This window comes from Ottowia thiooxydans (assembly GCF_040548795.1).
GTDB classification, from domain to species: Bacteria; Pseudomonadota; Gammaproteobacteria; order Burkholderiales; family Burkholderiaceae_C; genus Ottowia; species Ottowia thiooxydans_A.
In genome coordinates, this window is the sequence record NZ_JBEPSH010000004.1 from 1 (window position 1) to 20,007 (window position 20,007).

Genomic DNA, 20,007 nt, shown 5'->3' on the forward strand with positions numbered 1-20,007 from the left:
TTCTTTTCCCTGTCCTTGCGCAACCAGTAGTCATCTCCAAAGCGTGCGCACACCGCCGCCACGCCCTCTCGAATCGCCTCTTGCTCCGACGTCAATTGGACTTTCATGCCATTTCCTGTGAAATCAATAGCCTCTGAACAATCGCTGGCAATCCATCGTCGGGCGCTAGAAACACCGCAGGGCGCAAGCTAGGCCTAATAATAGACCTAGTAAATTAATTATGTCAACCATGCAAAGAATTTTTCATATAAATTCATATCTATGCTCATGTCTTACATAAAGGTCTATGATTAGCACTTGTCAACGGCTGTGTTTCTTACTTGTGCCCTCGGTCAAGGCCAGAAGGTCGAGGCCGGGCGCGCGCAATGCTTCTGACGGTGGCAGAGCAGGCCTTTAAAGCTGGAGGTGACTTGACTGGATTGGGTCGAGCGATCGGACGTGCAGAGCGCAATCTCCGCAAGCTCTTTGCCGCATTGGAAATGCTTTGGGGGAGTGCCCGCTTCCCATCGCGGCACCGATGGAGGGCGTCGCTGTATCCAACCCATCAGGCTAACTGGCCCCCTTTATCATTCTGATCCATGAGTGACCACTTCCCATTTCAACCCTCCACAGGGGCCACGCTGTACTCACAATTGGCCAGTGTGCTGCGTGGGCGGATAACGCGCGGGGAATGGAAAATTGGAGACCAGATTCCAACACTTGACGAGCTGAGCGAGATGTATGGGGTTGCACGCGTGAGCGCTAAACAAGCGGTGCAGATGCTGGTGAGCGAGGGGCTGCTTTCAGCCCGGCGTGGACGCCGTACTACCGTAGTCCACTCAGGGCTTTATGAACGCACGCTGTCGACCGGTGTCGCTGCTCCGTTGGAACAATTGCCCGGCTTTAACGCTCGCATCCTCAGTGAAGTGAGAGACCTGTCATTGCCGAGCTTTGCTGAAGGCCTGGGTCAGCCCGAAAAAGCCTACGTCAGAATTACCAAAGTCGATTCTGATGGCCAGATTCCCTACGCCTTCTCAAGCATCCATGTGTCGCAGGATCTCTTCGATCTCTTTCCTCCCACGGCAGCGGAGCGCTTGAAGGTTTCCCGGCTGGTTCGCTCCGTCAATAAGTCCCCACTCATTTCGGCGCGCGAGCGCATCAGCGTGTCTTCCGCAAACCCTGAGGAGGCTGCCGCGCTGAAGTGTCCTTTGGCCGCGCCTATAGCGGTCGTCCAGCGCGTCTATGTCGATGCCAGAGGCTATGTGGTTTATGCCGGGTGGAGCACCTACAACAGCGACCGATTCGTGGTGGACCGGGAACTGCTGGAACTGGTGCACGGGGACGTGCGTCTGCCCGAGGCTAGCGCTGCGGCCACAGCGACCACAGTGAGTGGCCAATCTGCGCAAGCCTCGCCGGGTGTCTAACCCGGCTGCGGTTTGCGCCTTGATTGCGGCTCCCCAGAGACTCACGCCGGGGCGCATTTAGTGCGAACTCGCCCTAGTACGCAGCGCGGTAGATCGCCAGCGCGTCAGCCTCTGTCACATCCTTGGGATTGTTCATAAGCAGGCGTTGCTGAAGCATGGCGTCAGCGGCCAGGCGTTCGAGCATGCTCTCAGACACCTTGTGATCGCGAAGGCGCATGGACAAGCCCGTCCCCGCCACCAATGCATCTATGGCTGAGATAAAAGCGACTGCTCTTGCTTCGGCACTACCGGTTCCACCCGGTGCGACCACGTCTGCCAACTCTGCGTAGTGCGGCGCAGCAGCTTCTGCATTGAAGCGCAGGACGTGCCCAAGAACCAAAGCGTTGCTCAAACCGTGCGGAATATGGAAATGGCCACCCAAGGGGTAGGCCAAGGCGTGAACGGCAGCGACCGGGGAATTGGCAAAGGCCTGCCCTGCGAGCATGGACCCCAGCAGCATGTTTTCGCGTGCTTGCAGGTCGCTCCCGTTCTTCACGACGGTGAGCAAGTTGCCGGAAAGCAGCGCGAGCGCCTTGGTTGCAGCCAGATCGGAGAGGGGGTTCTTCTTGTGCTTGCTGGTGTACGCTTCAATCGCGTGCACCATGGCATCTATGCCCGTGGCGGCAGTGACCGCAGGAGGCAGGCCCGTGGTCAGGCTTGCATCCAGAAGCACCATATCTGCGTACAACTGGCTGGCAACGATACCGCTCTTGGTGGTCTCACCTGTCGTGACAATGGAAACGGGCGTGACTTCAGAGCCGGTCCCTGCCGTGGTGGGGATTTGTATGAGCGGAACGCGATGGCCCTTGACCTGATCGATGCCGTACATGCTCTCCAGAGGTTGTGACGAATCTACAAGTACTGCGACGAGTTTTGCGACGTCCATGGAAGAGCCACCGCCAAACCCCAGCACTACCTGAGCGCCAAACGCCCGACCCTTATCGGCTGCAGCGCGGACCACATGATCCGGTGGATCTGCCTGAACCTCGTCGTACACCAGGACTTGCCAGCCAGCTTCCTCCAGCGACCGCAACGCCGGAGCGATCAGTCCGCTGGTCACGAGAAACCTGTCAGTGACCAGCATCAGGCGGCCCGGGGTAAATCGCTGCGCCAGAAGCTGCCCTAACTGGGCGTTGGCTCCAGCGTGGATGGTGATTTGCGGAACGGTCTGAAATGTGTATGGCATCTGCAGGCTTGAATATTCAGAAGAGAAAAATTGATCACCGGCGTGGGTGACCAAGTCCAAAGCAAATACAGAGAAAGCTTAGTGCATTGTGATCCAAGCCGGCGCCTGCGAGGCCGCAGGCGCCGACTTACTCAAGACGCGACGGACAAGGCTTGGGCGCTCTCATTCTTACGGCCTTCCGCACATAGACGCGCGAATTCGCGGTGCTCATAAGCGATGTAGGCTTCCATCATGCCGCGGTAGATGGCTTCGATCACGTCGGGTTGTCCGCCTTCGGCTTCAGCACGTGCGCGCACCCGTTTCACGATGGCTTCGATGCGGGCTTCGTCCCGCACCAAGGCGGCGCGGGGCTTGTTGATGGCGGCCTGGGTCATGTAGCCGCCGCGCTCTACCAGCAATGGAACCAGAATGTCGTCCATGGCATCCACATGCGCACGCACCTCGGTCATGCTGGCGCAGGTTTTTGTTCTATCAATCGCACGAGTGGTCATTCAAGTCCTTCTTCCACGAGTTCTGCGGCACGCATCAGGGCTCTTGCCTTGTGTTCAGTTTCTCTCCATTCCATTTCAGGAACGGAATCTGCCACCACGCCAGCGGCAGCTTGTACATGCAGTTGCTGATCTTTGACGATGGCAGTGCGTATGGCAATGGCCACGTCCATGTCGCCCGCATAGCTGATGTAGCCGCAGGCACCGCCATAGATGCCACGCTTGATGGGCTCCAGCTGATCGATCACTTCCATGGCATGCACCTTGGGAGCACCTGAGAGAGTGCCCGCAGGGAAAGTGGCTTTCAGGACGTCCATGCTGGTCATGCCGTCTTTGAGGATGCCTTCGACATTGCTGACGATGTGCATCACATGGCTATAGCGCTCGACGGCGAATGCTTCCGTGACTTTCACGCTGCCGGTCTTGGCGATACGGCCGATGTCGTTTCGTGCGAGGTCGATCAGCATCACATGTTCTGCGCGCTCCTTGGGATCGTTGACCAACTCTTGCTCTGTGGCTTTATCGATCTCAGGCGTAGCACCGCGTGGGCGTGTGCCGGCCAAAGGACGAATGGTGATCTTTTGGCCTTCAGGCGTATTTTCCTGGCGCACCAGGATTTCAGGGCTGGCGCTGACGACGTGAAAATCTCCGAAGTCGTAATAGATCATGTACGGCGAGGGGTTCAGCGAACGCAACGCCCGGTACAGTGAAAGGGGTGATTCGGTGTAGCGCTTGGTGATGCGCTGCCCCACCTGCACCTGCATGAAATCACCTGCGGCGATGAGCTCCTTGGCTTTTTCCACTGCATCGATGTAGTCTGCCTTGGCAAAACTTCTTTCAGGCGGGTGATTCTGCGTAGGCTTGACGACAGGTGCGCTGACCGAATACTTCAGCTGTTCGCGCAGGTTCTTCAGGCGCTTCTTGGCTTTGGCGTAGGCCTCCGGTTGCGCCGGATCGGCGTAGACGATGAGATACAGCTTGCCCGAGAGGTTGTCGATCACGGCCAGCTCTTCGCAGTGCATCAACAGGATATCGGGTGTGCCCAGCGTATCCGGGGGGCAGGTTTTTTCGAGCTTTTTCTCGATATAACGGACCGTGTCATAGCCAAAGTAACCCACCAGGCCGCCGCAGAAACGGGGAAGGCCAGGCCGCAGTGCGACCTTGAAACGCTGATGGTAGGCGGCAACGGCATCCAGGGGATTGCCTTGCAAGGTTTCGACGACCTTTCCGTCCGTGACCACTTCGGTGCGAGCTTCTTCACCAAACCCGCTGGCCCGAACAATGGTGCGGGCGGGCAGGCCAATGAAGCTGTAGCGGCCAAAGCGCTCACCGCCTATGACAGATTCAAGCAAAAACGTGTACTTGCCCCCACCCTGACCCCCGGCGAGCTTCAAATACAGTGAAAGAGGGGTTTCCAGATCGGCAAAGGCTTCTGCCATCAAGGGAATGCGGTTGTAGCCCTGCGAAGTCAGGCTTTTGAATTCAAGTTCAGTTATCACGGTTGGAGCCTCCAAGCTCAGTGGCAGCGTGTTCTGCCGTTCATTCTTACCTTGGCGTCTGGTTGAGGTACCAGAGACGCCACCTTGCGCCCGTTGCAGGCGCGATTCGACAAGTCAGCGTGCAGGCTTACGCCAGGGCCACGCCCCCTGGGCAGCACTGCCCAGTGGTGAAACGACATTGCGGTGAATGAACATATCCAATAGTTTAGCAAAGCGGCGCAGGGAGGTTCCTGACATGAACTCAAGCACTTCTCCTGCATCTAGCTGGCAAATAAAAGTATTCAATAGAAGAACCCGCAAATACCGCCCCCTTCTTTTCTCTCTACCAGGTCAGCTTTTCTCATGCACATCCAGATCGGCTACGACATTGAACTGAACGTCAATGCGCCCACCATGCTGCTGGGTGCGCTCAATGTGCATCCTTCGCGTCAGCATGATCTTTTAGCTCCTGAGGTTCTTAGAACCGAGCCCGCGCTTCCAATCGACCAGTACCGTGACGCCTTCGACAACGTCATCACACGGATCGTTGTTCCTTTTGGTACGCCCAGCATCCGCATCACCAACAGCGCGACGGTGCGTGACAGCGGTGAGCTCGATGAAATCAACCCACAGGCCCGTCAAGTGCCTTTGGCCGAGTTACCCGCCGAGACGCTTCAGTTCCTCTTGCCCAGCCGCTACTGCGAAGTTGACAGTGAACTGCTTGGGTTTGCGTGGAATCAGTTTGGCTACATCGAATCTGGTTGGGAGCGCGTGCGCGCCATCTGCGCCTATGTGAACCAGCACATTCGCTTTGACTACATGCAGGCCCGCGCCAATCGAACGGCTCTAGAGGGCTGGCGGGAGCAGGTGGGCGTGTGCAGAGACTTCTCGCACCTGGCCATCACGCTCTGCCGCGCCATGAACATTCCAGCCCGCTACACCACAGGCTATCTTGGGGACATTGGCATCCCGCCCATGCCCCCTCCTATGGATTTCAGCGCATGGTTTCAGGTCTATCTGGGCGACAAGTGGTACACCTTCGATGCGCGGCACAACCGCACTCGCATCGGCCGCATTGTGATGGCCATTGGCCGCGATGCTGCTGACGTGCCTATCACCATGGTGTTCGGCCCCAACTCGCTTGCGAGATTTGAAGTCATCTCTGACGAGTTGGCAGAAGTCCAGGTTTAAGGATGCTTGCTGAAGTCAGGGCGTGTTAGCACGCCCTGGTCAGGTCAGCTCGGCTCTGCCAGGTAGAACCATTCCTGGCCCACGTCCGCTTCGGGATGAGGGAACAGCACAGTGCCATCGTAAGGGGCCCTTAGCTCCCGACCATCTGCGCGGCGGGCGATCAGATCGCCTGCTTTCACCACATCGAAGCTGTGCCAATCGGCTGCCAGCTCATCGTTCAGAGACTCACGCAGGACGACATCCTTGAGCCTTGCGGCAGGACCGTCATAGCGAGACGGTGCAGGCACATCTGCCATGCCCAACAACGCCAGGGCGCCCCGGATGGCACGCTCGGCCACCCTGATGGCTTCCGGATCCTTGTGTTGGCCACATTCGATGGTCACAGCGTAGCCGCCCTGGCTGCGCATATATTCATTGGTGCCTATGCCCTCTTCATCCAGAGGCTCACCACGCGCAAGCGCCGCGCGGTCATACACCTCCAGCCAGCCTTCCACCACTTTATTGACACCAAGCGCCCGGGCCAGATCTGCCTCCTCCGCTGCGCGTTTAAAGGGTTCGCGCGCACCGTCGTTGTTGCGCGGGCCCACCATGGCGAACGGATCTCCAGGGGTATGGAAAGAATGCAGATCCAGCAGAGCATCGTGCGTGGCGAGCAATGGCGCCAACTGAGCGGTGATGTGATCTTCGTAATCCTGCGGTTGCAGACGTGGAACGAAGCGACGATTCAGGTTGCGATCGCCTTCACGCGTGTCTGTGCCAAACGCCAGAGGGTTGGCAATGGGTACCAATGTCAGTCGCCCTTGCCGCAGCAGGAGACGGCCGTGCTGCAGGTCGTCAATGGCACGAAAAATAGCGTGGGTGCCACAGGTCTCGTTGCCGTGCACCGCACCCAGTACCACCAATGAGGGACCAGGTGTCAGCGATGCCCAGGTATGCCACTGCAGCACCTGAGGGGTCGCTGCAGCACGCCTGATCAGCTCATTTCCACCATCCATGTTGACAGGTCTCCTTTGGCGTCTGTTTGTAAACCATTAGCCATTGTGCCTGCAAGCCAGGCGGTGCGGCCCTGTTGACAACGCCAGATGCGACTGTAGCCCCCAGGAGGATCGGCGCTCCAAGTTCGACAGCCTGCTAGGACTTCCAGTTGCGCCCCGCCGTTTCGCCCATCCAGGCTTCGATATCAACAAGCGAGGACACCCATCCGTCGGCATCCACTGCCTCCACGGGTTCGCCATGGTTGTAGCCGTAGGTGGTCAGCACCACCGGGCAGCCGGCTGCCCGCGCGGCTTGGGCGTCGTTGGCGGAGTCACCGATCATCAGGGTCTGGAACGGCGCAGTTCCCAAAGCTTTGCAGGTTTCGATAAGCGGAAGCGGGTCGGGCTTCTTGCGGGGAAAGCTGTCGCCACCGAAGACGTGGCTGAAATAGCCTGAAAGACCCTTTGCTTCCAGTAGCGGCAATGCAAAGTCTAGCGGCTTGTTGGTTAAGCAAGCCAGCGGCAAACCTCTTGCCTGCAAGGCCGCCAACCCTTCTTGCGCTCCATGGAACACTGCGCTGTGCTGCCCGTTGATGCGCAAATAGGTGGCCTGGTAGTGCTTCCATGCCGCAGGCATCAGCTCTTCCACTGCCGCATCGCCAAGCGCTTCAGTTCCCTTGAAGCTGTTCAGGAGGACGGTTTTGATCAGATGCTCAGAGCCCTTGCCGACCCAGCGAGCAATATCGCTTGAGTTGACGCTGGGGCGTCCGAGCTCGGCCATCATGGCGTTGAGAGCGACCTCGAAATCGCCCAAAGTGTCTATCAAAGTGCCATCAAGATCCACGATGCAAGCGCGGATATCTTTGAGTGCCGAAATGGAGTTCACAACTATGAAATTGAGTTTGCAATTCCAGAATAGTAAAGCCCCTTTCGCCACAAGCCCTCCAGCGCATGGGAGCTTCGCCGGACCCAGACCGTGTTGATCGCTGGCCTCAGCGTTGGCTTAAGGCCCCGAAGTTACCAAGCTGGAGCTTGGCGCCCCCAGGGGTCCCGTACCTTAGAGCACTTAACTCGCGGAAGGCCGGCCTACTCTGCCTTGATCTGGCTGTCTGCAATGATTTTGGTCCAGCGGCGCTGATCAGCCTGCATGAAGCTGCCAAATTCCGCAGGTGTTCCACCCATGAACTCAGCGCCTTCCCCGGTCAGCGTCTTCATGAACTCGGGCTCTTTGGCCAATGCCAGAATTTCCTTGTTCAGCCGTTCGATGATGGCGGTGGGGGTCTTGGCGGGTGCGACCACCCCAAACCAGGTACCTGCCACCAGATCCACGCCCTGCTCCTTGAACGTGGGAACGCCGGGCATCAAGGAAGAAGGCTTGGCAGAGCCGATACCCAGGACCTTCAGCTTGCCTGACGCCACATGGGCGCGCACCGGCAAGATGGTAGGAAAGAGCATGTCGGTCTCTCCCATCAAGGTGGAGAGCACGGCCGGGCCACCTCCTTTGTAGGGCACATTCAGAAACTTCACGCCGGTCATCTGCTGGAACAATTCAGACACCAGATGCGGTGCCGATCCGTTTCCATAGGTCGCCGAAGTGAGTTTGCCCGGCGCGCTCTTGGCAGATTGAACAATTTCCGCCACGCTGCTGGCCTTGGTCTTGGGGCTGACTGCCAGCACAACCGGCGAGTTGGCCAGCAGGGCCACCGGGGCGAAGTCCTTGTCAATCTGGTAGGCCAACGAGGGATAGAGCCCGGTGGCCGCAGTGAAGGAAGAGCTGGCCATGAGCAGGGTGTAGCCGTCTGGCGCAGAGCGCGCGACCGCCAGGCTGCCAATGGTTGTGCCCGCGCCAGGCCGGTTATCGATGACAAAAGGCTGGCCCAGGCGCCTTGAGAGATGCTCACCCATCAAACGCGCGAGCGTGTCTACGCCGCCCGAGGGCGCAAAGGGCACGATAAGCTTGATAGGGCGGTTGGGGTAATCAGACTGCGCGATGGCGCCGCCCGATGGAATCAGCGCCAGGGGCAGCAGCAAGCTGCCCAGGACGGTGCGAGTGAATCGGGGCAGTGACCGAAGTGTGAACATGGCAGTTTCCGTTGCGGCTCTCGTGGTGATGTTCATTCGGTCTTGGGCAGATCGGCGATATGAACGCCCGCATCAATAGCCTGGCATTTGATTTCTTCCGCGGCCGCGATTTTTTCAGCCAGGGCCAGCACTTCTGCCGCCCGGGCAATGGGCACGAAACACACGCCGGTGTCATCTGCATAAACCAGGTCGCCACAGGACACCCGCACGCCTGCAATCTCCACGTCGCCATTGATCTCCATGGTCTCAATCCGCCACTTGCCCGTACGCGGTGTGATCTCGGATGCCCAGACGGGATAGTCCACAGCACGAGAATGGGCGACGTCGCGGATGCCGCCCATGATGATGGCGCCGACTTCGCCATGGCGTTTGCCCGTCTGCGCCGAAATTCCCCCCATGTTGGACACGCCTGCCACGCCCTGAATGACCAGAACATCACCAGGCTGGGCCAGGTTGTGCGCTTCGAACTCGGCCATGCGGTTGGCGACCTTCTTTGCCGCCTCGTACTCGTGGCCATGCTGCAGCACGTTGCGCACCGTAAGCGCCGTGCCGACGATTGATTTTCCGCCAATCGTGGGCTTAAGTACCGAGGCACCTACCACCCCGGGAATTCCTAACCGGTCCATGACGTCAGAGATCACGCCGCTCGCATCCTCAAGCGCGCGGTAACCGGCCAGAACTTCCTCTGACGCCCGGGGAACGCTCATGTGGCGGATGCGGGATTTATCAATCTTGCCAGTAAGCCGAATGTCCATCAAATGTCTCCTGAAAACTTGAACCTGACCCGATTTTGGACGTTCAGCGCAAGCTGCTCAAGCGACTAAAATTCCGCTTCGATTGCATTAAATTCACTCCAACTTCTCGAACATCCAAGATGAGCTTGCCTCCCCTGAATGCCATCCGCGTGTTTGAGGCCATTGGCCGCACGGGTAGTGTGAAAGCGGCAGCAGAAGAATTGTTTGTCACACCGGGGGCGGCCAGCCGGCAGTTGGCCAAGCTGGAGCAAAGCCTTGAGGTGGCGCTTTTCAAGCGGTCTCACAGGCAAATCACACTGACGCCTGCAGGATTGAGGTATTTCGAGACGGTCAGCGATCTGCTGGTGCAGCTCTCCGATGTCACAGACGAAATCCGCACCTCCAAGGGTCGGCGGCCTTTGCATATCTGGTGCCCCATGACTTTCGGACAGCGCTGGCTGGTGCCGAGGCTGCAGGCGTTTCGCAAACAACATCCGGACCGGGTGGTGATTTTCACCACGTCTCTTGGCCCCATCGACCGCAATTCGACCACGACCGATGTGGCCATCCGCATTGGCAGAGGATCATGGCCAGGCTGCGTTAGCCACCGCTTGATGCCGATCCGCCTGACTCCGGTGTGCAGTCCAGCGCTCCTGGAGCAGGTGGGTCCGTTCGAAACCGCCCGCGACTTGCTCCGCACCACGTTGCTCCAGTCATCTGCCCGGCCGGGATACTGGCGTATCTGGCTAGACGCCGCAGGCGCGAAAGGTATTGATCCAGACCAAGGCATTACCTTTGAAAGCGTGAGCCTGGCTTATCAGATGGCCATTTCGGGCGCGGGCGTGGCCATGGGCCAAGCCGTGCTGGTGGCCGATGATCTACGCGCCAAGCGCCTGGTTGCCCCTTTTCCTCAGGTGGCAGATTCGATGGACGCGTTTTATCTCATCTACCCCAACCGCCTGTCGCAAGACCCCTTTGTCTGCCAGTTCCGGGATTGGATACTTGAAGAGGCCACGGACCATGGCGTACCTGCTGCGTCGTAGATAGGGGAGCGCGCGTGCAGGCTGGAGGGAATCCGTCTATGCGCCTTCGACGACCTTGCACTCCGAACGCACCACGCCAGCCAGGTTCATACCTTCTATGCGGATCAGCCGCGTGCTTGTGACCCGGCTCGGGCTGTGCACGGCGCCTTCGTTGTAGACGTGTACGTCGCCAGGGCGCATGAGGTAGCTTCTCTCTTCGCGTACTTGGCCCGGGGCCACAGGGGTGTAGTCACGCATGAGGGTCTCCCCCTCTGCCTGGCCGTAGATGGCCCAGGACGGCCCATGGTCGTGCGGACCGCTGCTTTTCGCTCCCTGGTACTCATGGGCCACGATGCAAAAGCCGAGGGTGGGATCTTCGTAAAGCACTTTGCGTTGACCGACCTCATTCACAAACTGTGCCGCCACAAAATCCTCACCGCGCAGGGCGCTCTTGAGCAAGCCCGCAACCTGCTCCCGGCTGGCAGGACTGTTTTCGCGAATGAGGACTTCGCGGATCTGGGCCGCGAGAATTTCAAGGGTCATCATCATGGCTCCTGGGTTTTTATGGAAACGTGCCTGGAGCATGGTAGCGGAGCTTCGGGATAGGAGCGATGGCCGCGCAGTGCTCTCCTACTGGTACCTGGGGACATTGGGTCCGAGAGCCCATGCGCTTGCGCTCCTGTTTGCTCTGGCTGTGGTAGCGTTGCGCCCTGCATTGATGACTAAGGAGATGGATATGTTCAAATCGATTCGCGGCTGGCTGGGCGCTGCAGCCATTGCACTGAGCGCCATAACGGTATCTGGCCAGGCGCTCGCCCAGGACAAGGTGGTCTACCACATAGACAACGCCGAGATGCAAGCGACCAAGGGGCTGCGCAATATCCGCAACCACCTGGACGTGTCGCCCAAGACCAAGATCGTGGTGGTCGCGCACGCCGAAGGCATCGACTTCCTGATGGAAGGCGCCAAGGACAAGAAAAATCCGAATATCGACTACGCGTCGCTGGTGAGCGCACTGAAGGCCCGCGGAGTCACGTTCGAGATCTGCGAGATCACGCTCAAGAGTCGCGACTTGAAGAAGGACCGGTTCATTATGGATGCGGATTTCACCCCTTCAGGAGTGGTGCGCATTGCTGAGTTGCAGACGCGAGAGCAGTACGCCTATATCAAGCCTTAGGGGTTGGGATGACTGGGGAGGGGTTGTGGGGGTCTCGTTGGGGTGAAAACCAGGCTTAGGGATCGTTTATGCGCTGCTTGCCCTCACCCCTGCCCGCTCCCGCGAGCGGGAGAGGGAGAAAAACGGACACCACATCCACCACATCCCTCGCACTCTGGCACCCTTTGCACCTTGCGAGACGTCAGGCGTTGGCAGGGCGAGAGTCTTGGCTACTTGCGCAATTCTTCGCGCATGGAGTTGATGACGGCTGCGTAATCTTTTTGGCCAAAGATAGCGCTGCCTGCCACGAATGTGTCGGCGCCGGCGTCTGCGACCTGGCGGATGTTGGCGGCCTTGATGCCACCGTCTACTTCCAGCCGGATGTCCTTGCCTGAGGCGATGATGCGTTTACGGACGGCTTCCGTTTTACGCAAGGCGCTGTCTATGAAGGCCTGACCGCCAAAACCTGGGTTGACGCTCATGATGAGGACCAGGTCTATGTCGTCGATCAACCAATCCAGCACGTCAAGCGGCGTGGCCGGGTTAAACACCAGACCTGCCTGGCACCCTGCGGCTTTGATGGCTTGCACGCTTCTATGCGGATGGGCGCTGGCTTCCGGGTGGAAGCTGATCAGATCAGCGCCAGCCTGCGCAAACGCTTGCGCCAACGCGTCGACGGGCTGAACCATCATGTGCACGTCCATGGGCACCGGCTGGCCATCTGCACGCACAGCGTGAGGTTTGATGGCCTGGCAGATCATGGGTCCAAACGTCAGATTGGGGACATAGTGGTTGTCCATGACATCGAAATGAATCCAGTCTGCGCCAGCGGCGATGACGTTCTTAACCTCCTCCCCCAGCCGGGCAAAGTCAGCTGAAAGTATGGATGGGGCGATGCGATAGGTCGTGCTCATGGGTTGGGATTGTCGCAGTTACTGTGGCCGCGCAGTTACCATAGGCACTATGCCTAAATATCAGTTCAGCGTGGAGGTAGAGCCGCAATACCTGCCCGATCAATCGGAGCCGGGTAGTGAAATGTATGGTTTTTCATACACCATTACCGTACACAACACCGGCGAGGTCCCGGCACAACTGATTTCCCGGCACTGGATCATCAACGACGCCAAGGGCCACACCGAAGAGGTGCGCGGCCTGGGCGTAGTGGGCCAGCAGCCCTTGCTCAAGCCCGGCGAAGCCTTTCAGTACACCAGTGGTTGCCGCCTGCGCACTGCCAATGGCACCATGCACGGCAGCTATTTCTGCGTAGCCGCGGACGGCGAACGCTTTGAAGTCGAAATACCTCTTTTTGTGCTGGATGCCACGACCGGCGGCAACGCCGGTCCCCGCGTGCTCCATTAATTCGCCTTTTCTCTCGTCATGTCCACCACTCAGCTTGAGCTGATTCATATACTGCGCGCGATCGATCCTGACGCACCATTGCCGCAGCGCCATTTATGGCTGATTGGACTGCTCGATTGGGTCCGGGGTGAGTCAGAAGATCCGCAGGCAGCGGTGGCGCGTGTCCGCTCACTCCTGGATGCGGCCGAATTGCGCCCCGACTGGCTCAAACTCTGGCACTTCTGGTGGGCCAAGTTTCTTTCCACCACGGACGCCACTCCGCTGCTGGCGGATCTGGGTTTTGCCCCCCGGGCTGCGTTTCTCAGTGAATTCGTTAACCGCGTACGGCGCAAGCTACTGCCGGCCACGCCCGAGACGACTGACTTGGGCGAACTGTTTGATCTTTTGTTCCCCAGCGAGTTCGACGCCCGCTGGCTGCGGGCGCTGGACACGGACACGCTTCGCCGCCTGCGTTCGCTTCTATTCAGGGCGGATGCACAGGGCCAGACAACTGCTGCGGACTACGCCCAGCGCGTGTTGCTTGACGCCCTGACTTACTCGCTGGGCCAGATCAATGCCATAGGCCTGTCGCCGGATATCCGTACCCGCATGTCACCGGAGGCCAGGCAGGCGCGGCCGTTCCACGCCCTGCCTACAACTTTTGAGAAAGTACGCGTAGCCGTACTGGAGTTCGGCAGGGAAAGCGAACCGTCTCTATTGGCAATCAACCAACTTCGCGAGCAGCTCGACTCCTGCCGTGCGGCCGCCTACTCGGTGTACGCACATTTGCAGGAACACGGCATATCCGTACACATTGAATTCCAGCTCCGTCAGCTTCGCCAGCGCATTCTCCGCGTCAAAGCGCTGCTGCTCTGCCTGGAAACCGATGCACCCGCACTGGCGACTGCTCAACTGCTTTCACACCTGGTCCGCGTGAACCGCGACAGTCGAAGTGTTCGCTCACTTATGCGTACCAGTACAGAATTGCTGGCTGCCAAGGTGACCGAGCGCAATGCCGAGACCGGGGAACACTACATTACCCGCACGCCTAGAGACTATGCCCGCATGCTGCGCAATGCGGCGGGTGGCGGCTTTGTTCTGGCCTTCACGACCTGGGCCAAGTTGCTGATCGTCTCACTCGGCCTTTCGGCTTTCTGGGGCGGATTGATGTCCGGAATGAACTACGCAGCGTCGTTTGTCATCATCATGTTGCTGCACTGGACCGTGGCCACCAAGCAACCTGCGATGACGGCCCCAGCCTTGGCCGCCAAGCTCAAAAACATGGATGCCCCGGACGCTGTAGAGAATTTCGTGACCGAAGTGGTGTATCTGCTGCGCTCACAATTTGCGGCCATCATGGGCAACGTCGGGGTGGTCATACCCATGGCGATGCTCATTACCTATGGCCTGCACCACCTGGGTTGGGATGGCGTACTGGACACACATCATTCCGAAAAAATCCTGACCGACCACCACATGCTGGGCCCCACGGTGCTGTTCGCCGCCGCCACGGGCGGACTGCTTTTTGCCTCCAGCGTGATCGCCGGCTGGGTAGAAAACTGGTTTGTATTCAACAGGCTGGACTCCATCATTGCCTACCACCCTAGAAGTACGCGCGCATTGGGTACAGAGCGGGCTGAGCGTTGGGGGCGCTACTGGAGAACCCACGTTTCCAGCTATACCGCCAATATTTCCCTGGGCCTGATGCTGGGGCTGGTGCCACCCATATTGATCTTTTTCGGCATTGGATTCGAGGTGCGGCACGTGACGTTGGTCTCGGGCCAGATCGCAGCGGCGGGAGTGGAACTGGGCACTGAAATACTGGATGAACCCGCACTTTGGTGGGCTGTGGGCGGCATCGTGGTCACAGGGTTGATGAACCTGGCATCAAGCTTTTACTTCGCTTTCCGCCTGGCCATGACAGCCCACAATGTCACCGGCGTCAGTCGCCGTCGCCTGTATCGCGCCGTGGGCAGGCGCATGATTCGGCAACCCCTCTCATTTGTGCTTCCCGTAGCTACGAGGCATACGCCGACAAGCTCTGTGGACAAAGCAGACGAGCATGAGGGTGATGAGCGCGTTAGTATCTAGGCTTTAGTCCTACGCCCTACGGCGTGTGGCTGTTTGTAACTGACCCCCTTCATATCGGTTCAGGGCCTTTCTCCCTTATAGGGAGCCTCCGCCAGGTCCTTGTTCAAACAAGAACAAGGCCATTCACCAAAATTGAGAGCAGGCCGTTTCGCGCCATGGCCCATCACTTTGGGTAATGCGCCCGCGCCTTCATCGAGGAGCAATATTTGTTAGATAAAGAACCGTCCACCTGGGCCCATTGGATGAGCGGCTCACAGGCCCTTCCGGCGCTTGAATGGGCCCTTTTGTTGGCAGTGGCCGCCCTGGTCGGCCACCTGGCGCAACGGTACGCTCGAATACCCAAAATTGTCGGCTATGCGGCCGTGGGGGCCATCACAGGGATGGCCGGATTTACGGGAGCTGCCTGGCCCTTGCAGGGTATCGGTCTGTTCCTGCTGGAACTCGGCATCGCGGTCGTGCTTTTTGAAGCCGGTGCCAGGCTGCCCTTGCGCTGGTTTCGCCACAACCCCATGGTCCTGGTACAAAGCGCGGCCGAGTCGCTGCTGACCTTTGTGGCCGCCTTTGCCGCACTGCGCGCACTCGGCCTGGACTTTCCGGTTGTGCGGGCGCTGGCGGTGATCGCCGTTGCGGCTTCACCAGCCGTGCTGATGCGCGTGGTGTCAGATCTGCGCGCCTCTGGCCCGGTGACGGATAGGGCCATTGCGCTGACCACCCTCAATACGCTGTACGCACTGACCATTGGCACAGCCATGCTGCGTTCGATCGACCGCGCCGATGCCGTGCCGCTGGTGGCCTCCATGGTGGCGTCAGCCTCCGTGCTGGGCGTTTCACTTCTGCTTGGCGGCTTGCTGGCGGGGTTGCTCACCGCCGCTCTGCGCTACATGAATCCCACCAGTGAAGACACCACCATTGTCATGCTGGCACTCATCGGAGCCTGCGCCGCACTGGCCGCCCCGTTTGGCGGATCAGCGCCGCTGGTTGCTCTGCTGGGAGGCATCTTGCTCAAGCAAATCCATCCGCGACCCTGGGTGTGGCCACGTCAATTGGGCACGGCCGCTTCCATGTTGACCATCTTGATGTTCGTGTTGGTCTCTTCCATGGCCGCCCAGGCCGACTGGAACCTGGGCATTGCCTGGGCTGTCGTGGTGCTGATTGTGGTGCGCGCTCTGGCCAAGATGATCAGCCTGGTGGCAACTGGCATAGGCACGGGCATCTCCCTGAAGAAATCGCTCTGGGTCAGCGGCGCTCTGCTACCCATGTCGTCCGTGGCACTCCTGCTCACTTCGCAGTTTGTCGTGGCATCACACACCATTGGTTCCCAGGTGGCCAACATCGCCTTGCCAGTGATTCTGGTGACTGAGTTGCTGGGCGCGGTCCTGGTGACCACCGTGCTGTACCGCACTGGCGAAGCAGGAAAACCACGCCCCGACGCAGATCTGCCTTCAGGCGAGCGTTCTGGAGGAAATGCATCATGAGCACGTCAGACAATTTATCCCCCATCATCGTGCAAGAGCTGAGCCCCTCAGACCCCTCGGTCAGAACAGACAGCCCCACTTCGAGCCTGGGCGTTTTTGCGCAGTCCAAGGCGCTGACCCTGGGCGTTGAACTGGAGTTGCAACTCGTCAACACGCACGACTACGACCTGACCCCCTATGCAGAGGACATGCTCCTCTTGATGAGCAAGATCGATCTGCCCGGCAGCGTCGTGCCGGAGATGACGTCCGGAATGATCGAGATCTCGACCGACGTCTGCAACACCTGGAACGAAGCGCTTGATCAGCTCTCTCAGATTCGCGATGCCCTGGTCAAGTGCGCGGACAAGCTGAACATTGCAGTGGTGGGCGGAGGCACGCACCCTTTTCAGCAATGGCACCAGCGGCGCATCTACGACAAGCCGCGCTTTCATGAGCTTTCAGCGCTGTATGGGTACCTGACCAAGCAGTTCACCATATTTGGTCAGCACGTGCACGTGGGATGCCCTGACGCAGACTCGGCCCTTTACACGCTGCATTGCATGTCGCGGTATATCCCGCACTTCATTGCCCTGGCGGCCTCGAGCCCCTACGTTCAAGGGCATGACACAGCCTTTGATTCTGCGCGGCTCAACTCGGTGTTTGCGTTTCCGCTCTCCGGACGGGCGCCCTGCATCCTGACGTGGACAGAGTTCGAGGCTTATTTTGACAAGATGACGCGCACCGGCGTCGTCAAGAGCATGAAGGATTTTTACTGGGATATTCGCCCCAAACCCGAATACGGCACCATAGAAGTGCGGGTCTTCGATACGCCATTGACCGTGGATCGTGCAGCGGCACTGGCTGGATATGTGCAGTGCCTGGCGGCCTGGTTTCAAGCGGAGCGGCCTTTTACGCCGACCGAGGACGACTACCTGGTCTACAGCTACAACCGGTTTCAGGCTTGCCGCTTTGGAATTGATGCCGTGTATGTGGATCCACCGACCGGCGAGCACCTACCGCTTCGAGAACATATGCTGGCTACCATGGCCCAGCTGGCGCCCTATGCAGAGAAATGCGGTGCCACCCAGGCACTTGCGATGCTGAAGTCAGAAGTGGAAGACAACCGAAATGATGCCCGTTGGCTGCGTGAACGCCAAGGCCAGGAACGCTTGCTGGGCGAGGTCATACGCCAAGCGGCGCAACGGTTTCGCGGGCAAAAGCTCTGAAAATGGAACGTTCTGCGGCAGAAAGCTATCGTACTGAATCTGCCCTTTTAAAGCGTTTGGCGCGAGAATGACAACTGGGGAATCTTTGCGAAACCCCTCGCCTTTCACCGACTGCTGAACGTTCAAGAAAAAAATGACCCTTCGCATTGGCATTTCCGCTCGCCTGCTGCACAGTCCTCCTCCGGGCCTGGGCTTGCCTCTCAAACGGCTGCAGTTTCTGGAAAGCACCATGGCTCAGTGGATCATGTCCCACGGTGTGGTGGCATTCATGATCCCGTTTCTTGACGAGCAAGTACCCCGCAAGCGCCGGCACGCACCGCTGGGCGACCTGGTGGAAAGCCTGGACGGACTGGTGCTGCAGGGCGGTATTGATATCTGTGCCGAGACCTACGGCGCCAAACCCTGGAAGGAAAGTACCGACAGCGATCCGATCCGCGACGAGTACGAACTGGATCTTCTGCGCGGCTTTATCGATGCTGACAAACCGGTGCTGGGTATCTGCCGTGGAGCGCAACTTCTGAATGTGTACTTTGGCGGCACGCTCATTCAGGATATTCCCACTCAGTGGCCAGGAGCCATCAGGCACCAGGACGAGCGCGACTACGACCGCTTGACCCATGAGGTTCATTTTCTGCCGGGCTCCAGGCTCTCTGACATCTACGGCTATGAGCCACAGCGCGTCACCAGCATTCACCATCAATGCGTGGACCGTCTGGGACAGGGCCTGGTGCTGGAAGCGCGCAGCCCCATTGATTTGGTGCCCGAAGCGATTCGGCACACCGGAAAACCTTTTGTCATGGGTGTGCAGTGGCACCCTGAGTTTCACATGGGCGGCTCGGAGGACGGTCTGCCAGGCATACTGGACAGTGGCCCCTTGATGCTGGCCTTTTTGAAGGCTGCTGCGCGCCGCGCCGGCCATATGCGGCGCCTTACTGACAGCATGGCCTACGTTCGCGAAAAAATTCGCTGAAGGCGGATGAAAGGCTTGGAAGGGCAGTCACGGTAATGGGCGAATTTGAACTGATAGAGCGATTTTTCAAAACCCCAGCGCAGGCCGCATCTGAATCAAGCACGGTCGCGTTGGGTATTGGTGACGATTGCGCGTTGCTGCAGCCATCTCCCGGTATGCAGATAGCGGTCAGCACCGACATGTTGGTAGAAGGACGCCATTTCTTTGCCGATGTCGACCCCTTCGCACTGGGCCACAAAGCACTGGCGGTCAACCTCAGTGATCTCGCGGCTATGGGAGCCGAGCCGCTGGGGTTCACCTTGGCTCTGGCACTGCCGCCTGAGCGCGCCCGTGACGAGGCATGGCTAGCGGCCTTTTCAGGCGGGCTGCTGGCTCTGTCCAACGCGCACCACTGCCCCCTCATCGGGGGCGACACCACTGCGGGGCCACTCAACCTGTGTATCACGGTGTTTGGTCAGTTACCCGTCGGACAGGCCTTGAGGCGCGATGGTGCCCATGCAGGTGACGACATTTGGGTCAGTGGCACGCTGGGCGATGCGCGCCTCGCCTTGGGCGTCCTTCGTGGCGAATGGACGCTACCGCCCGACGTGATGGCCGCTGCGCGCCCACGGCTGGAACGCCCCACCCCGCGCCTGGCCCTCGGCGTGGCACTGCGTGGTATGGCCAGCGCCTGCGCGGACGTGAGCGACGGTCTGGCGGGTGATCTGGGACACATCGTGAAGGCCAGCTCGGTCGGAGCGGAGATCGAAGCCAGCATGGGGGCTCATCTGACGGCCGCTGGCGCTTTTGCCTCGCTGGCAGGAGGGCGTTTCCATTCAGAGACCCTGCTCCAGTTGGCGCTCACCGGCGGCGACGATTACGAGCTTGTCTTTACCGCACCTGCGACCGCCCGCCGAGCTGTGCAGTCAGCCGCCGAGCGTGCGAGCACCCCGGTCACCCGCGTCGGTCGAATCGTGGAGCAGCCAGGCCTGCGTCTCATCGACGCGAACGGTCAACCCACGCCACTGGAAGCACGCGCCTTCGACCACTTCGGCTAGTCCGGACCAGGAGCGCCTTCAGTCCCCGCAGGGAACCCAGCCCGCAAAAGGCGAAGACCGCACGGTGATACTGAAAGCCCTCACCCGCCGCGCCCGCACACCGCACGCGTAGAATCGCGCCCTTTCGTTTCTCCAGCC

The 20,007-nt window shown here is 59.3% G+C and carries 19 protein-coding genes; 10 read left to right on the plus strand and 9 right to left on the minus strand.

What is annotated here, in order from left to right:
- Window positions 1–578: 578 nt before the first annotated feature.
- Window positions 579–1,403 carry a GntR family transcriptional regulator gene (locus ABIE13_RS09685; RefSeq protein WP_354442941.1) on the plus strand — a complete coding sequence of 275 codons (825 nt, stop codon included), beginning with the start codon at window positions 579–581 and terminating at the stop codon, window positions 1,401–1,403.
- A 73-nt stretch (window positions 1,404–1,476) separates the two neighbouring features.
- Here ABIE13_RS09685 and ABIE13_RS09690 read toward each other — a convergent pair whose 3' ends face one another.
- The 3 genes from ABIE13_RS09690 to trpE form a co-directional block, all read right to left on the minus strand.
- Window positions 1,477–2,628, minus strand: coding sequence for an iron-containing alcohol dehydrogenase (locus ABIE13_RS09690; RefSeq protein ID WP_354442942.1), 1,152 nt, complete (start codon window positions 2,626–2,628; stop codon window positions 1,477–1,479).
- A gap of 131 nt (window positions 2,629–2,759) precedes the next feature.
- Window positions 2,760–3,119, minus strand: a complete 360-nt coding sequence (locus ABIE13_RS09695) for a chorismate mutase (RefSeq protein ID WP_354442943.1) — start codon at window positions 3,117–3,119, stop codon at window positions 2,760–2,762.
- Window positions 3,116–4,615: an anthranilate synthase component I gene (gene trpE / locus ABIE13_RS09700; RefSeq protein ID WP_354442944.1), complete on the minus strand. Its 1,500-nt coding sequence runs from the start codon at window positions 4,613–4,615 to the stop codon at window positions 3,116–3,118. Before trpE ends, ABIE13_RS09695 begins: the two co-directional genes overlap by 4 nt.
- Window positions 4,616–4,957: 342 nt before the next feature.
- On the opposite strand from trpE, the gene ABIE13_RS09705 reads away from it, so the two are divergent.
- A complete protein-coding gene (locus ABIE13_RS09705) occupies window positions 4,958–5,785 on the plus strand; it encodes a transglutaminase-like domain-containing protein (protein WP_354442945.1) in 828 nt (275 codons plus the stop codon).
- Between the two features lie 44 nt (window positions 5,786–5,829).
- On the opposite strand, the gene ABIE13_RS09710 is transcribed toward ABIE13_RS09705, so the two are convergent.
- From ABIE13_RS09710 to ABIE13_RS09725, 4 genes are all read right to left on the minus strand, one after another.
- Entirely contained in the window at window positions 5,830–6,780 is a 951-nt protein-coding gene (locus tag ABIE13_RS09710; RefSeq protein WP_354442946.1) for a succinylglutamate desuccinylase/aspartoacylase family protein, read from the minus strand.
- A 136-nt stretch (window positions 6,781–6,916) separates the two neighbouring features.
- A complete protein-coding gene (locus ABIE13_RS09715) occupies window positions 6,917–7,645 on the minus strand; it encodes a phosphoglycolate phosphatase (protein WP_354442947.1) in 729 nt (242 codons plus the stop codon).
- A gap of 200 nt (window positions 7,646–7,845) precedes the next feature.
- Complete coding sequence (locus tag ABIE13_RS09720; protein ID WP_354442948.1) at window positions 7,846–8,877, minus strand: Bug family tripartite tricarboxylate transporter substrate binding protein; 1,032 nt, start codon at window positions 8,875–8,877, stop codon at window positions 7,846–7,848.
- Entirely contained in the window at window positions 8,874–9,596 is a 723-nt protein-coding gene (locus tag ABIE13_RS09725; RefSeq protein ID WP_354442949.1) for an RraA family protein, read from the minus strand. Before ABIE13_RS09725 ends, ABIE13_RS09720 begins: the two co-directional genes overlap by 4 nt.
- A gap of 119 nt (window positions 9,597–9,715) precedes the next feature.
- On the opposite strand from ABIE13_RS09725, the gene ABIE13_RS09730 reads away from it, so the two are divergent.
- Window positions 9,716–10,618, plus strand: coding sequence for a LysR substrate-binding domain-containing protein (locus ABIE13_RS09730; protein WP_354442950.1), 903 nt, complete (start codon window positions 9,716–9,718; stop codon window positions 10,616–10,618).
- A gap of 36 nt (window positions 10,619–10,654) precedes the next feature.
- Here the strand turns inward: ABIE13_RS09730 and ABIE13_RS09735 are convergent, their stop codons facing one another.
- Entirely contained in the window at window positions 10,655–11,146 is a 492-nt protein-coding gene (locus ABIE13_RS09735; protein WP_354442951.1) for a hypothetical protein, read from the minus strand.
- A gap of 187 nt (window positions 11,147–11,333) precedes the next feature.
- On the opposite strand from ABIE13_RS09735, the gene ABIE13_RS09740 reads away from it, so the two are divergent.
- Window positions 11,334–11,774 carry a DsrE family protein gene (locus tag ABIE13_RS09740; protein ID WP_354442952.1) on the plus strand — a complete coding sequence of 147 codons (441 nt, stop codon included), beginning with the start codon at window positions 11,334–11,336 and terminating at the stop codon, window positions 11,772–11,774.
- A 209-nt stretch (window positions 11,775–11,983) separates the two neighbouring features.
- Here the strand turns inward: ABIE13_RS09740 and rpe are convergent, their stop codons facing one another.
- The gene (gene rpe / locus ABIE13_RS09745; protein ID WP_354442953.1) at window positions 11,984–12,667 is read right to left on the minus strand and encodes a ribulose-phosphate 3-epimerase; all 684 of its coding nucleotides are present in this window, start codon (window positions 12,665–12,667) and stop codon (window positions 11,984–11,986) included.
- Window positions 12,668–12,716: 49 nt separating this feature from the next.
- Between rpe and apaG the strand changes: the two genes are divergently transcribed.
- The 6 genes from apaG to thiL all read left to right on the plus strand — a co-directional run bounded on the left by apaG (window position 12,717) and on the right by thiL (window position 19,869).
- Window positions 12,717–13,112 carry a Co2+/Mg2+ efflux protein ApaG gene (gene apaG / locus ABIE13_RS09750; protein ID WP_354442954.1) on the plus strand — a complete coding sequence of 132 codons (396 nt, stop codon included), beginning with the start codon at window positions 12,717–12,719 and terminating at the stop codon, window positions 13,110–13,112.
- 18 nt (window positions 13,113–13,130) lie between these two features.
- Complete coding sequence (locus tag ABIE13_RS09755; RefSeq protein ID WP_354442955.1) at window positions 13,131–15,182, plus strand: site-specific recombinase; 2,052 nt, start codon at window positions 13,131–13,133, stop codon at window positions 15,180–15,182.
- A gap of 242 nt (window positions 15,183–15,424) precedes the next feature.
- Window positions 15,425–16,657, plus strand: coding sequence for a cation:proton antiporter (locus tag ABIE13_RS09760; RefSeq protein WP_354442956.1), 1,233 nt, complete (start codon window positions 15,425–15,427; stop codon window positions 16,655–16,657).
- Window positions 16,654–17,862: a YbdK family carboxylate-amine ligase gene (locus tag ABIE13_RS09765; RefSeq protein ID WP_354442957.1), complete on the plus strand. Its 1,209-nt coding sequence runs from the start codon at window positions 16,654–16,656 to the stop codon at window positions 17,860–17,862. The genes ABIE13_RS09760 and ABIE13_RS09765 overlap by 4 nt, the downstream gene beginning before the upstream one ends.
- A gap of 133 nt (window positions 17,863–17,995) precedes the next feature.
- Window positions 17,996–18,832 carry a gamma-glutamyl-gamma-aminobutyrate hydrolase family protein gene (locus ABIE13_RS09770; protein WP_354442958.1) on the plus strand — a complete coding sequence of 279 codons (837 nt, stop codon included), beginning with the start codon at window positions 17,996–17,998 and terminating at the stop codon, window positions 18,830–18,832.
- Window positions 18,833–18,867: 35 nt separating this feature from the next.
- Complete coding sequence (gene thiL / locus ABIE13_RS09775; RefSeq protein WP_354442959.1) at window positions 18,868–19,869, plus strand: thiamine-phosphate kinase; 1,002 nt, start codon at window positions 18,868–18,870, stop codon at window positions 19,867–19,869.
- The last annotated feature ends 138 nt before the right edge of the window (window positions 19,870–20,007 follow it).